This is a genomic window from Streptomyces sp. NPDC058457, assembly GCF_042720695.1.
GTDB lineage: Bacteria > Actinomycetota > Actinomycetes > Streptomycetales > Streptomycetaceae > Streptomyces.
Genome location: NZ_JBHXLU010000041.1, coordinates 35,344 through 48,688 on the forward strand (window position 1 = coordinate 35,344; position 13,345 = coordinate 48,688).

General features: G+C 71.9%; 9 protein-coding genes. 2 read left to right on the top strand and 7 right to left on the bottom strand.

From position 1 onward, the window contains the following. Positions 1–9: 9 nt before the first annotated feature. The 6 genes from ACFWPS_RS28550 to ACFWPS_RS28575 form a co-directional block, all read right to left on the bottom strand. Positions 10–1,047: a hypothetical protein gene (locus ACFWPS_RS28550; protein WP_383709595.1), complete on the bottom strand. Its 1,038-nt coding sequence runs from the start codon at positions 1,045–1,047 to the stop codon at positions 10–12. Between the two features lie 123 nt (positions 1,048–1,170). Then, on the bottom strand, positions 1,171–2,799 hold the full coding sequence (locus tag ACFWPS_RS28555) for a serine/threonine protein kinase (RefSeq protein ID WP_383709597.1): 1,629 nt from the start codon (positions 2,797–2,799) through the stop codon (positions 1,171–1,173). Between the two features lie 200 nt (positions 2,800–2,999). Further along, positions 3,000–3,959, bottom strand: a complete 960-nt coding sequence (locus ACFWPS_RS28560) for a threonine/serine dehydratase (protein ID WP_383709705.1) — start codon at positions 3,957–3,959, stop codon at positions 3,000–3,002. Positions 3,960–4,093: 134 nt separating this feature from the next. Continuing rightward, a complete protein-coding gene (locus ACFWPS_RS28565) occupies positions 4,094–4,771 on the bottom strand; it encodes an AIM24 family protein (RefSeq protein ID WP_383709599.1) in 678 nt (225 codons plus the stop codon). A gap of 56 nt (positions 4,772–4,827) precedes the next feature. After that, positions 4,828–6,171 carry a CAP domain-containing protein gene (locus ACFWPS_RS28570; protein WP_383709602.1) on the bottom strand — a complete coding sequence of 448 codons (1,344 nt, stop codon included), beginning with the start codon at positions 6,169–6,171 and terminating at the stop codon, positions 4,828–4,830. Between the two features lie 102 nt (positions 6,172–6,273). Beyond that, positions 6,274–7,500: a serine hydrolase domain-containing protein gene (locus ACFWPS_RS28575; RefSeq protein ID WP_383709604.1), complete on the bottom strand. Its 1,227-nt coding sequence runs from the start codon at positions 7,498–7,500 to the stop codon at positions 6,274–6,276. 308 nt (positions 7,501–7,808) lie between these two features. Between ACFWPS_RS28575 and ACFWPS_RS28580 the strand changes: the two genes are divergently transcribed. Further along, the gene (locus ACFWPS_RS28580; protein WP_383709607.1) at positions 7,809–9,590 is read left to right on the top strand and encodes a M4 family metallopeptidase; all 1,782 of its coding nucleotides are present in this window, start codon (positions 7,809–7,811) and stop codon (positions 9,588–9,590) included. A gap of 61 nt (positions 9,591–9,651) precedes the next feature. On the opposite strand, the gene ACFWPS_RS28585 is transcribed toward ACFWPS_RS28580, so the two are convergent. Beyond that, on the bottom strand, positions 9,652–10,806 hold the full coding sequence (locus ACFWPS_RS28585) for an ROK family protein (protein WP_383709609.1): 1,155 nt from the start codon (positions 10,804–10,806) through the stop codon (positions 9,652–9,654). 326 nt (positions 10,807–11,132) lie between these two features. Between ACFWPS_RS28585 and ACFWPS_RS28590 the strand changes: the two genes are divergently transcribed. After that, positions 11,133–13,319, top strand: a complete 2,187-nt coding sequence (locus ACFWPS_RS28590; RefSeq protein WP_383709612.1) for an alpha-galactosidase — start codon at positions 11,133–11,135, stop codon at positions 13,317–13,319. Positions 13,320–13,345: the final 26 nt, after the last annotated feature.

Sequence of the window (13,345 nt, forward strand, 5' to 3'; positions counted from 1 at the left end):
CTACGTGCGCTACGCGTCCTCCGTGCCCTTCGTGCCGCGCAGTGCGGCCAGGCAGGAGCCGATGGCCTGCTGGAGGTCCTCCAGGCGCTGGACCATGTCGTCCTCGTAGAAGTCCTGGGCGTCGTCGAAGGTCAGCTCCTCGAACGCCTTGGTCGCCTTCTGCAGGCTGTTGTAGAACTTGGTGCGCTTCTCCTGGACCCGCAGTTCGGGGTCGGCCTCCACCGCCTCCACGACCAGGTTCTTCATGGTGTCGTAGGCCTCGCTCGCCCACTCGCCGGTGTCCTCGTCCTCGTCGAGTTCGTCGAGGAGCGACAGATGGCGCTCGGCCTCGTGGCGCAGGTCGGACGGCGCGTCGACGGTCTGCCCGGCCGGGGTCCTGATCTGGCCGGACTCGGCGATCTGCCGGACGTAGCCGATGCGGTCGGCCGAGCGGCTCTCGGTGGCGACGGCCTTCTTCAGGTCGGCGGTGCGGACCACGTCACGGGCCAGCACGGTCTGCAGGTCCGGGTCCTCCTTGATGCGGTCGAGGAGGGCCGAGCGGGCGGCGCGGGCGGTGGACGGGTCGGCGAGGATCGCGGCGCGCAGCGCGGTGGGGTTCTCGGCGACTTCGAGGGCCTTGGTGGGCCGGATGCCCTCGGCCTCGGCGGCCTCCGCGATGGCGGTGCCGCGCTCCGAGGTGGCGCTGTTGCGGGAGACGTAGTAGTCCAACCAGACGTCGGAGTCCGGGAGTTCCACCTCCTGGCCCGGGGCGAGGGCCTCGAAGTACGGGACCAGACCGTCGTCGGCGGCCTTGTCCCAGGCCTTGTAGTAGCGCATGACGCGCTCCGCGGAGCAGCCGGCCAGCTCGGCGAACTCCTTCGCCGAGACCTTCGGAGTCTCCTCCGCGCCCTGCCCTCCCGGCCGCACGCTGCGGGCCACCATCAGCCCGAACGTCCAGCCTCCGGTCCGCACATAGGCGCCGAACTCGCGCGCGTCCCGCGCCACCAGGTCGGAGAGGGGAGCCGGGGACGCGCTGGACGTCTCGGACGGGTCGATCGCTAGGGTCACGGAGGACACTCCTGAGGGCTGCCGAACTGCATACGTACCGACCGGCAGCCTATATCGACCCATTGGCCAGGGTTTGCCACACCGTCGAAGACCGGCCGAGCGCGTCGTACAGCACCCGGAGCATCAGCTTGTCGAGCCGCGGAACGTCTCCAGGAATGTTTTCATGGCGAGTTTGTCGGCGGCGGCGTCCCAGGCGGCGGCGGGTGTCGTGATGCGCAGTGAGAAGCTGCGGCCGCCGCCGAGCAGGAAGCCGCGGCCGAAGGTGTGCACCTGGTCGGCGCCGGTACCGGAGAGCCATTCCATGTCGGCCGCCTTGTGCCCCTGGTATGTGGTCGCCTTGATCTCGCCGATCCGCCGGTAGCCGTCCAGCTTCTCCAGACCCGGCTCCACGTCGTCCCGCCAGATCGCGACCGGGTCCGGGCCGGCCTGGGTGCTGTAGGTGACGGCCAGGGTGCGCAGGTCGTCGCCGCCCGGGCCGAAGGTGACGCGGTAGGCGACGTCGTCCCGGGCGGTGTCGAGGCGCTTCCAGCCCTTCGGGAGCGCCACCGAGAACCCCTCCGGGGCGGTGTAGCGGTGGAAGCCGGCCGGCAGGGCACCGGCCGTGGCCGTGGCCGTCGCCGAAGGGGACGCGGACGCCGACGCGGAGGGCGACGGGGTGGGGGAGGCGGACGACGGCCGGGACGGTGAGGGGCTGGGGGCGTTGCCGTCCGTGCGGTTGGCCGGGTCGCCGGCCGTGGCGGAGGCGCTCGGGGCCGAGCCCGCCGAGGCGGAGCCCGGCAGGCCCTGGGTCGCGGCCAGCACCGCGACCGACACGGTCACCACGGCCAGCGCGGTCCCGCCGATCATGGTGGTCCGGCTCCACCCGGAGGCCCGGGCGGCCACATAGGCACCGCGCAGTCTGGAGACGGGGGCGGGCTGTTCGACCGCGTCGGGGTCCTCGTCCAGGACACGTGTCAGTGCCTGACGTACCACCGGGCGGCTCAGCCGCTCCCGGGAGTTCTTCCGCAGCAGCCCCTGCACCACCTGGGTCAGCGGGCCGGCCCGCAGCGGGGTGCGCAACGGCAGCCGGTCCACGCCCTTCAGGGTGGCGTCGGCCTTGCCCCGGTCCCGGAACGGCGGCCGCCCCTCGACCATCGTGTAGAGGATCGCGCCGAGTGCCCACATGTCCGCGGCGGGCCCGATGCGCTCGTCCCGGGCCTGCTCCGGCGAGGCGTACGACGGTGCGGTGACCCGGGGCGCCAGCGTCGCGCCGGCCAGGCCGAACCCGGTGACGACGACCGGGCCCCGGTCACGGACGAAGATCTGGCCGGGGCTGAGCTCGCCGTGCGTGTAGCCGTCGGCATGCGCGGCCTCCAGCACGTCGAGCACCTCGAGGCCGATGCGGGCGGCCCGCACGTAGTTGAACGTGGGGTGCTGGGCGAGCAGCTCGCTCAGCGGCGTGCCGTCGACCAGCTCCGTGACCGTCCACAGCGCACCCGCCTCCTCGAAGGCGTCGATCACCATGGCGACCCGGCCGGGCCGCAGCGCGCTCATCACCTCGGAGGAGCGCAGAATCTGGGCGGTGGTCCGGCGCACGGTGTCGTCGGTGGGCGGCTCGGGAAACGCGATCTGGGTCACCAGGCGCGGTCGCTCGGCCTGCACGTCCTCCGCGTACCAGCTGATGCGGTTCGGCTCGCGGTCGGCGACTTCGAGGAGCCGGTACCTTCCGGCGACCAACTCTTGTGCGGAGACATGCGCCTTGACCATCGTCATCCCTCGCTGAAACCCCTGCCTCGTCATTAACCAGAAGTACGCGGGGCGAGCCCGGGTTTGTTCAAAGAATCTGCAACTCGGGGACCATTCTTGCCTTTTATTCAAGTGGCGGCACCGGCCGGGAACTTGGGGAAAACAGTGAATGACCGGGCTTCGACCTGCGGGTAACCGACGGTAAAAGCCCGGCTGCGATCCGCTGGTCAGTCCAGGCCGAAGCGCGCGGTCCACTCCGAGATCTCCTGGTGTGTCACATTGCCCCCGCAGACCACGAGGCCGATCCGCGCCCCGTCGCCGACCCGCTCCCGCACCTGCCGGGCCGCGGGCAGCAGGCAGCCGGCGGCCGGCTCGGTCCACACCTTGGCGTGCTCGGCGAACTCCAGGCTGCCCCGCACGGCCTCCCGGTCCGGCACCACCAGCACCTCCTCCACCAGCGCCGCCGCATGGTCGTACGTCAGCCGGGACACGGACGGCGCGCTGAGCGTCGTCACGATCGACGACACCGCGACCGGCAGCGGACCGCCTGCCGCGAGCGCCTCGGACATGGCCTGCGCGCCCGCCGTCTCCACGCCCCACACCCGTACCCCGGGGCGGCGGGCGCGCAGAGCGGCCGCGACCCCGGCGATCAGGCCACCGCCGCCGATGCTGACGAGCACGTCGGTGAGGTCGTCCGCGTCCTCGGCGAGTTCCAGGCCCACCGTGCCCTGTCCGGCGATCACCACCGGGTCGTCGAAGGGGTGGACCAGCGTGAGTCCCTCGTCCCGCAGCCGAGGCACCAGCTCGAACGCGGTGTCCATGCCGTCGGTGAGCCGCACCGACGCCCCGGCCGCCTCGACCAGCCGGATCGACCGGGCGGGCGCGGTACGGGGCATCACCACCGTCGCCTTCACGTCGAGGGCCGCGGCCATCACGGCGAGGGCGATGCCGTGATTGCCGCCGCTGACCGCCACCACGCCGGCCGCCCGCTCGGCCTCGCTCAGCGACAGCAGCTTCGCCGTGGCCCCGCGCGCCTTGAAGGAGCCGGTGCGCTGGAGGAGTTCGAGCTTGGCGGTGACCGGGGTGCCGAGCAGCTCCGACAGGCCGGGGCTGGGCACGGTGGGGGTGTGTACGACGTGTCCGGCGATGATCCGGGCCGCGGCTTCGATGTCCGAGATGCCGATGATGCCGTTCAAGGCGGTTCACCCTTCCGGCGCGGGGGCGACGGTCCGCGCCGTTCGCACCCTCACCCGTCCGGACCGCCCTGGTCAACCCGCCCCCGCCGGGGCGGCGGGGCCACGTGGACCAGGGCTGCCGGGTGTCAGTGCTGCTGTGCCTTCTGCGGGGTCGCCTCGCTCGGCCGGACCACGACGTACCCCTCGCCCTGGAGCATCAGCTGGACCGCCTCGCCCGAACCGCCGCGCAGCATGGACCCGATGGACTGCGAGCGGTGCAGCGAGGTCTGCAGGTGCGCGGTCCAGCCCACCACCGCGTCCGTGTCGACGTACACCGGGGCCTGCGGCGAGACCGGGATCACCAGCGGGTTGCCGTCGCAGACCAGGCCGAGCCTGCCGTGTCCGGTGAACACGCTGTTGAACAGACCGCCGCCGGCGATGCCCGACCCCTTCACGGTCCTGATCTCGTACGCCAGGGTGGCGTCGAAACACAGGACGTTGCGGCCGTTCACCGTGAACTGGTCGCCCGGCTCTATCTCGACGATGAAGCAGTTCTGCGCCTCGTGCGCGAACCAGGCCTCGCCCTGGCCCTGCACGGACATCAGAGGCAGCCCCTCGCCGGTGACCGCGCGCTTGAGCATGCCGCCCACGCCCTGGCCCTTGCGCTCGAACTTCAGACCGCCGCGGTGCGCGATCATCGCGCCCTGGCGGGCGTACATCTCGCCGTTGACCGCGTACCTGAGGCACTTCGCGTTCTCGACCGTCAGGCCCGGCTCGATCGCCGGCGCCACCATGTGCTGACTTGAAAAGAGATCACCCTTCATGTCGGGCATGGTGTCCCGGACGGACCCGTTCCGCCAAGATCACGGACGGTACCGGTTCAGGCACCGAACAGCTGGGTCCAGTAGGTGCCGGCCCGGCCGCCGCCGGCAAAGCCGATGCCTATGTGGGTGAAGTCCGGTTTGAGGATGTTCGCCCGGTGGCCGGGGCTGTTCATCCAGCCGTCCACCACCTCGGCCGCGGAACGCTGGCCGCAGGCGATGTTCTCGCCGATGGTGCGCCGCCGTGAGCCCGCGGCGGCGGCCCGGTCCCACGGCTGGGTGCCCTCGGGGGAGGTGTGCGAGTAGAAGTCGCGGGTCGCCATGTCCGTGCTGTACGCCTGTGCGGCCGCGGCCAGCTGCGGGTCCACCGCGAGCTGCCGCAACCCGGCCCGGGTGCGCTCCCTGTTGGTGAGGTCGACGACCTCGCCGCGGGTGCGGGTCAGTTCGGCCTGGGTGAGGGGTCTGGCCCACAGGGCGGTCCAGTAGGTGTCCCCGCCCCCGGGGCCGCGTGCGTGGGCCAGGCCGGCATGGGTGAACGCCGGGTCGAGCAGGGTGCGCCGGGCGTCCTCGGTGCGCAGGCAGTAGTCCACGAACTCGGCCGGGGTGCGGGGCCCGGAGACGAGGTGCTCGCCGACCGTGACATAGGCGAATCCACTGTCGCTGATCCGCTGGTGGACGGAGACGCCGTCGCGGCTCTCGGTGGCCAGCCGGCCGGCCTCGGCCATCGCGCCGGCGTGGGCGAGGGCGGCCGAGGTGAGCCGGGCGTCCGGGGCCACCGGCGGGCGGCCGGCCCGGGCGCGGGCTGAGTTGACCAGGCCCAGCAGACCGTCCGGATCGGGGAGCGAGGCCGTCGAGGGGCGGGCCGGCGAGGCCGCCGTGCGCTGGGTCGGGATCGTGGCGCGGAAACCGTCGGCCGGCGGCCGGTCCTCGACCACGTCGACCCCGAAGTCCCGGGCGAGCCCCGCCAGTCCGTCCGCGTACCCCTGGCCGATCGCGCGCAGCTTCCAGCCGGTGCCCCGGCGGTATATCTCGGAGAGCAGCAGCAGGGTCTCCGTCTGCGGGCGCGGCGGTGCGAAGCGGGCCACCGTACGGCCGAGGCGGTCGGTCACGTGCAGGGTGGCGGCGGGCAGCCGGCCCAGCGGGGTGCCGGACTCGGCGGCGGTGACCGTGAGGGTGACGCGCTGGGCGCCCGCCCGCAGCAGGGCCGGCTCGACGGTCAGCGTGTCACCGCGCAGCCGGACGCCGGGTGCGTCCGGCTGGTTGTAGAACACGAAGTCGGTGTCGCCGCCGACCTTGCCGCTCTCGTCGGTGATCAGTGCCGACACGTCGAAGGGACCGGGTACCCGCAGCGTCAGCGCGCCGCCCGGAAGGGGCAGATTGCCCCCGGGGACCAGCTCGCTCATCGCGCCGCCTCTACGAGGTCAGGGGCCGAACGTCGCGCCCGGTGGGGGAGTCGCCGGTTGAACGTCCGGCCCGGGCGCGAGGTTCCCCCGGGGGCCGCGGTGCTACTGCTCCCGCGGCGCGGCGGGTGCGATGTCCTCCCGCTCGATCGGCGCGGGGGTGGTCCGCACGGCCTTCTGCTTGCCGCAGAACGTCGGTTCCAGTGTGGCCGCCAGCGCGTTGAGCACGTCGGAGCTGTTGGAGGCGTTGGCGAGCGCGGTGAGGCTGCGCCTGCCGTCCTTGCTGGTGAAGGCGTACGTGTAGTAGCCCTGGACGGCGCCCGTGTGGCCGTACACCGAGACCCCGCAGGACAGGTCGCGGCGGCGCAGCCCCAGCCCGTAGGAGGTGGTGGAGTTGACGCGGGTGAAGCGCTCCATCTCCGCGAGGCGGGCGGCCGACGTCAGCTTGCCGCGTACCAGCGCCGAGTAGAACGTGTCGAGGTCGCGGGCGCTGGAGATGATGGCGCCCGCGCTCTGCGCCCAGGAGACCGTCTGGTCCGTGGCGTCGACGGGCTGGTCGCCCGCCCGGTCGGCGGTGAGGTAGCCGTTGGCGTGCTGTCCCGGGATCTTCGTGTCGGGGTGCACGTAGAAGGTGTCGGTCAGCTGCAGCGGCTTGAAGATGCGGTTCTCGTACTCCGTGCCCACGCTGTGCCCGGTGAGCTTCTCGATGAGCAGGCCGGCGACGACGAAGTTGGTGTTGGAGTACGAGTAGGCGGCGCCCGGCGCGTTGGTGCGCGGCTTCTTCAGGGACAGGTCCACCAGCTGGCGGTAGGTGAACACCTTGTCGCGGACGGCCTCGAAGCCGGACACGCTGCTGGCGAACATGTCGTTGGTGTAGTCGTACAGACCGCTGCGGTGGCTCAGCACCTGCCGCACGGTGATGCGGTCGTCCGGAAGCAGTCCCGGCAGGTAGCGGTTGACCGGCGCGTCCAGCACCAGCTTGTGCTCGTCCACCAGCTGCAGCAGGACCACCGCCGAGAACGTCTTGGTGACGCTTCCCACCCGGAACCGGTCGGTGGTGGTGAGGGCGCGCCGGCTCGTGCGGTCGGCGATGCCCTGCGCGGACCGGTAGACCTGCGTGCCGTCGTCGATGCGGGCCATCGCGCCGGGCGCGCCCTTCGCCACCACCGAGCGCAGCGCCGCGGCCAGCCCCGCGGTGTCGGGCGCCGGCAGGGCAGCGGTCGCCTGCGGCCCCGGGGCCGACCTCATGGGCGCCGCCTGGGCCGGGACGACGAGCAGCGACAGCGTCACCGCCCCGAGCACCGCGCTTCTGCACACCATTGCCGAGACCATTCGGACCTGCTCCTCTCTGTGCCGTCTTCGATGCGAGATGAGTCACATACGGGTTGGGGAACCTTCTCGCATCCCGTCACATCTCCACAGTCGACGCACAGTTGGTCACTCCCTGATCACCGTGCGGTGGGGATTCGCCAAATATTGCCACGAAAAGTAAGAAAAGCGACGAATTCCGCTTTACATGGACATGATTAGTCCGGAAGGGTTGCGGCCCGGGGCCCGACCAGCCCCCTTGGCGCCCAACGGCGCTCTGCCGCAAGGCGGTTGGTGACCCCGGCCGTCTTCGAACGAAGGAACCCTGATCAGTGCGTAGTGCGCACATACGCAGCGTGGCCGTCGCCGTCGCCGTGACGACGGCCGCCACGGGCCTGGCCGGTACGGCCTTCGCCGGTCCCGCAACGGGGGAACGACAGTCGGCCGCGGCCTCCGCCACGACGGCCGCGCAGGTGGTGGCGGCTGCCCGGGCCGCCGCCTTCGCCCACGCCTCGGCGACCGGTGTCGGCGCGGGCGACGAACTCCAGCCGCAGGACGTGATGATCGACCCCGAGGGGCCACGCCACGTCCGCTTCGTCCGCACCCACCAGGGGATGCCGGTACTCGGCGGCGACCTCGTCGTCCACCTTTCCCACCGGTTGGCCTACACCGGCGTCACCCGCGCGGCCGACCACACCGTCAGGCCCGCCGCCACCGAGGCGAAGCTGACCGCCCGGCAGGCCGAGGAGAAGGCCGCCGCGGCCGCCGGCGGCGACGCCGGCACCGCCCAGCTCGTGGTGGACGCCCGGGACGGTGCCGCCGCCCTCGCCTACCAGGTGACCGTCGACGGCTCTGACGGCTCCAGCACGGTCGTCGTCGACGCCCTCACCGGCCGGGTACGCAGCAACACGCCGGACAGCGACGAGTTCCTCTCGCCCAAGCTGCTGAAGACCCTCCGCAGCCGCGGCGAGACCCTCGACCCGGCCGTCGGCACGGGCATCCAGCCCCAGGCCCTCGCCGGTGCGTCCGTCTCGGCCGCCGCCCACTACCCGTCGACCGCCCACGGCTCCGGCAGGTCCCTCTTCGTGGGCAAGGTGCCGCTCACCACCACGCAGACCGCCCGCAAGAGCTTCCTGCTCAAGGACCCCACCCGCTACGGCACCGAGACCCGGGACGCCAAGGGCAGGGAGACCGAGAGCTTCGGCCAGGGCACCAAGTTCACCAGCACCACCGACAGCTGGGGCAACGGCACCACCACCAACCGGGGCAGCGCGGCCGCCGACGCCCAGTACGGCATCACCGAGACCCTGGACTTCTACAAGAAGACCTTCGGCCGCAAGGGCATCGCGAACAACTCCAAGCCCGCCCGCGCCATGGTCCACTGGGGCAACAAGGTCGGCAACGCCTTCTGGGACTCGTCCTGCGGCTGCATGCTGTACGGCGACGGGGACGGCCGCGAGATCAAGAAGCCGCTGGTCGTCCTCGACGTCACCGGCCACGAGCTGACCCACGGCGTGGTGGACGCCACCGCCAAGCTCGAACCGACGTACGTCGACAACGACGGCAACCAGTTCGGTGAACCGGGCGCGCTGAACGAGTCGCTGGCCGACATCTTCGGCTCCGGTGTGGAGTTCTTCGCCAACAACCAGAAGAACCCGCCGAACTACCTGCTGGGCGAGAAGCTGGGCCTGCGCCAGAAGTTCCTGCGCCGCCTCGACCACCCCTCGCTCGACCGCCTCGAAGGCACGGTCGACTACTGGTCGCCCGAGGTGGCGAACGCCGAGGTGCACGCCGGCTCCGGCGTCTCCTCGCACGCCTTCTACCTGCTCGCCGAGGGCAGCGGTCGCAAGACGATCGGCGCCACCACCTACGACTCGCCGACCTACGACGGGTCCACGGTCACCGGCATCGGCCGCGCCAAGGCCACGGCGATCTTCTACCGTGCCCTGACCCGGTACATGGTCTCCTCGACCGACTTCCACGACGCGCGGATCGCGACGCTGAAGGCGGCCGCGGACCTCTACGGCGCGACCGGCGTCGAGTACCGCACGGTCGACCAGGCCTGGGCCGCGGTGGACGTCACCGAGGCCGACACGCCGGCCGCCCGCCGCTGAGACGGGGCGAGAGCCGTACGGTCCGGGTGCCCTGCCGGGGGGCTGGGCACCCGGACCCGATCTACTTCGCGGGAGCGAACACTCGCTGCGCTGCGACGGCCGCCCCGCCGCGCGCCCACTCCTCGAACGGCAGCGGGCGGACCACCAGATCGCAGTCCACCGCGGCGCCGAACGCGTGGTCCACGAAGGCCTGTCGGATGTGGTCGGCGAACAGGTCGTAGGACGCCACGCCCTCACCGGAGATGATGATCCGTTCCGGTCCGACGAGGTTGGCGACACAGGCCAGTGCCAGGCCCACGGCGTGTCCGGCGCGGGCGAACACGGCCCGGACCGCGGGGTCTCCGGCGTGGGCGAGCTCGACCGCCTCGTCCATGGTCAGGTACGGGTCACCGGCGGCCTGCCGTGCCTGCTCGGCGATGGCGTGGGTGGAGGCGACCGCCTCGACGCAGCCGGTGTTGCCACAGGTGCAGACGCGTTCGACGCCGCTGACCGGCAGGTGCCCGATCTCGCCCGCCACGCCGTGGGCGCCGGCGACCACCCGGCCGCCGATGGAGAGTCCGGCGCCGATGCCGGCGCCGACGGTGACCAGGGCGAAGCTCGACAGGCCGACACCCGCGCCGAACCACTGCTCGGCCACGGTCAGGGCCCGCACGTCGTTCTCGATGACCGTGGGGACGCCGGTGGCCGTCTCGACCAACTGGGCGAGCGGCACCCGGCGCCAGTCGAGGAAGGGTGAGTACTGGACCGTGCCCAGCCGGCTGTCCACGTCGCCCGAGATCGTGACTCCGATGCCGTGCAGGGCGTCGGCCTTCGCCAGATTCGCCGCCGCCCGCAGCCGGTCCACGAGCCGGGCGACGGCCAGTACCACGGTGCCCACGTCCCGCGAGTCGAGCCTGACCCGATGCGTGGCCAAGGGCCTGGCGGTCACGTCGGCGAGTACGCCGATGAGTTCCTCCGCAGTGACCTTCACACCGGCGAACAGCGCGCGGTCGGCCCGTACCGTGACCAGGGTCGCCGGACGGCCGTTCGTCCGTTCCCCGGTGGGCCGGCCTCCCTCGGCGATCCAGTCGTCGGCCATCAGGGAGGCGGCCGCCTTGGTGACGGCCCCCGCGGTCAGCCCGGTCCGCCGGCCGAGCTCGGCGCGGCTCAGCGGCCCGTGCTGGAGCAGGGTCTGGAAGACGAGTGCGGCCGCGGGTGGCTGGTCGGCGAGGCTCATGGAACGACGTTACATTTCCATTGGAAAGTAATGCAAGGGGGGCGCGTTCATTTTGTTGGCTTGAAACGTTCGATCATTCGGCAATTCTTGCCGCATGTGTCCAGTCATGCTCGATTAAGTGTGAAGTTTCCCGGGCGGAGGACTATGTTGACGTTGGAAGGAAAGTAAGTCTAGATTCGCCGCACTCCAGGGGGAGGCCCCTGCCTCGTCCGGCCGCGGCGCGTGCCGGAATCGGCCCTGCCCCTCCCCGCCCCCTGTCGGCCCGCCGGACGGGTCCGCCTGAACCGGGCCGTCCGGCGGGACCGGGCGACCCGAAAGGACCCTGCATGTCGGACACCATGGCGCGGATCCACATCCTGCGCGCGGCGGGCACCGCTCTCGTCGTGGAGCTCACCGAACCGGTGCCCAGAGTCCTGCACTGGGGACCCGACCTGGGCGACCTGCCGCAGGACGCCCTGGCGGCGCTCGCCCTGACCGGCGAACCGGCCGTGCTCAACAACTCCATCGACATCCCGCGCCGGTTCACCGTCTGGCCCACCGAGGCCGACGGCTGGTCCGGCACCCCCGCCCAGGAAGGCCATCTGGGCGGGGCCTTCACCGCGCCCAGACTGACCCTGACCGGCAGCTCCCACCGTCCGCGGGCGGCGGGCGGTGAGCTCGTACTGCACCTCGCCGACCCCGGAGCCGGACTCGACGTCACCGTCTCCTACCGACTGGAACCCTCCGGGGTGCTGGGGGTGCGGGCCACGCTCACCCGCCGCCCGGACGCCGACCCGGCGCCGTACGACCTGGCGCAGGTCACAACCCTGCTGCCGCTGCCCCGGCGGGCCGCGGAGGTCCTCGACTTCACCGGCAAGTGGAACCGGGAGCGCTCCCCTCAGCGACGACCGCTCGGTTTCGGCTCCCAGGTCCGCGAGGTGCGGCGCGGCAAGCCAGGCCTGGACTCGCCGTACGTCATGGCGGTCGGCGTGCCCGGCTTCGGCTTCCGCGCCGGGGAGGTCTGGGCCGTGCACGTCGCCTGGAGCGGCGACCAGCGGTATCTGGCCGAGCAGCTGCCGGAGGGCGCGGGCACCCATGCCGGGGTGCTCGGTGGCGGCGAGCTCCTGCGGGCCGGGGAGATCCGGCTCGTGCCCGGCGATTCGTACACCACCCCGGTCTGTCACTTCGCCTGGTCCGACCAGGGTCTGGACGGTCTCGCCGACCGTTTCCACACCCTGCTCCGGGCTCGCCACGCCCACCCGCGCGGCCCCCGTCCGGTGATCCTCAACAGCTGGGAGGCGGTGTACTACGACCACGACCTGGACCGGCTGCTGCGACTTGCCGGGAAGGCCGCCGAGGTCGGCGTCGAGCGGTTCGTGCTGGACGACGGCTGGTTCCGGGGCCGTCGTTCGGACGACGCCGGGCTGGGCGACTGGACCGTCGATCCCGTGGTGTGGCCCGAGGGGCTGACCCCGCTGGTGGACCATGTGCGGTCGCTCGGCATGGAGTTCGGGCTGTGGGTCGAACCGGAGATGGTCAACCTCGACTCCGACCTGGCCCGCGAGCACCCCGACTGGGTGCTCGGCCCGGCCCGGGGGGTCGGCCCGTCCGCGCGCAATCAGCACATACTGGACCTGTCCAATCCCGGTGCCTGGCAGTACCTGCTGGACTCGCTGGACGCCCTGGTGGACAAGTACGGCATCGCCTATCTCAAGTGGGACCACAACCGGGAACTCCACGAGGCCGTGCACGGCACCACCGACCGGCCCGTGGCACACGCCCAGGTGGTGGCCCTCTACCGGCTTCTCGACGCCCTCAGGGAGCTCCACCCTGCCCTGGAGATCGAGAGCTGCGCCGCCGGCGGCGGACGGGTGGACCTCGGCATCCTGGAACGCACCGACCGGGTCTGGGCCTCGGACTGCAACGACCCGGTGGAACGCCAGGCCATCCAGCGTTGGACCGCACAGCTTCTGCCCCCCGAACTGGTCGGCACCCATGTGGGCCCGCGCACCAGCCACACCACCGACCGGGTGACTTCCGACGCGCTGCGGCTGACCACGGCGCTGTTCGGGCATGCCGGCATCGAACAGGACCTCACCCGCTGCTCACCGGAGGAACTGGCCCGCATCACCGCATGGACCGCACTCCACCGAGAGCTGCGCCCCCTGCTGCATGGCGGCCGTACGGTCCGGGCCGACCTCGCCGACGAGTCGACGCTGCTGCACGGAGTCGTGGCGTACGACGGCTCGGCGGCGCTCTACTGCTGGGCGCGGCTCGCCACCTCCCCGGAGGGCCAGTACGGACGCGTGCGGCTGCCCGGCCTGGCACCCGGGGCGGACTACCGGGTACGGGTGCGCACCGAGCTGGGCCTGCCGTCCTTCCACCAGGTGGCGGGGCCCGCCTGGCTGGCCGCGGCCCTCGACGACCGGCTGACCCTGCCCGGCTCCGTCCTCACCGTCGCCGGCCTGCCCTTGCCCAATCTCAATCCCGAGCAGGCCTTGCTGCTCGAACTCACGAGGGTCACTCCCGCCTGAACGCGGGCAAGGCCGTGACCTCACCC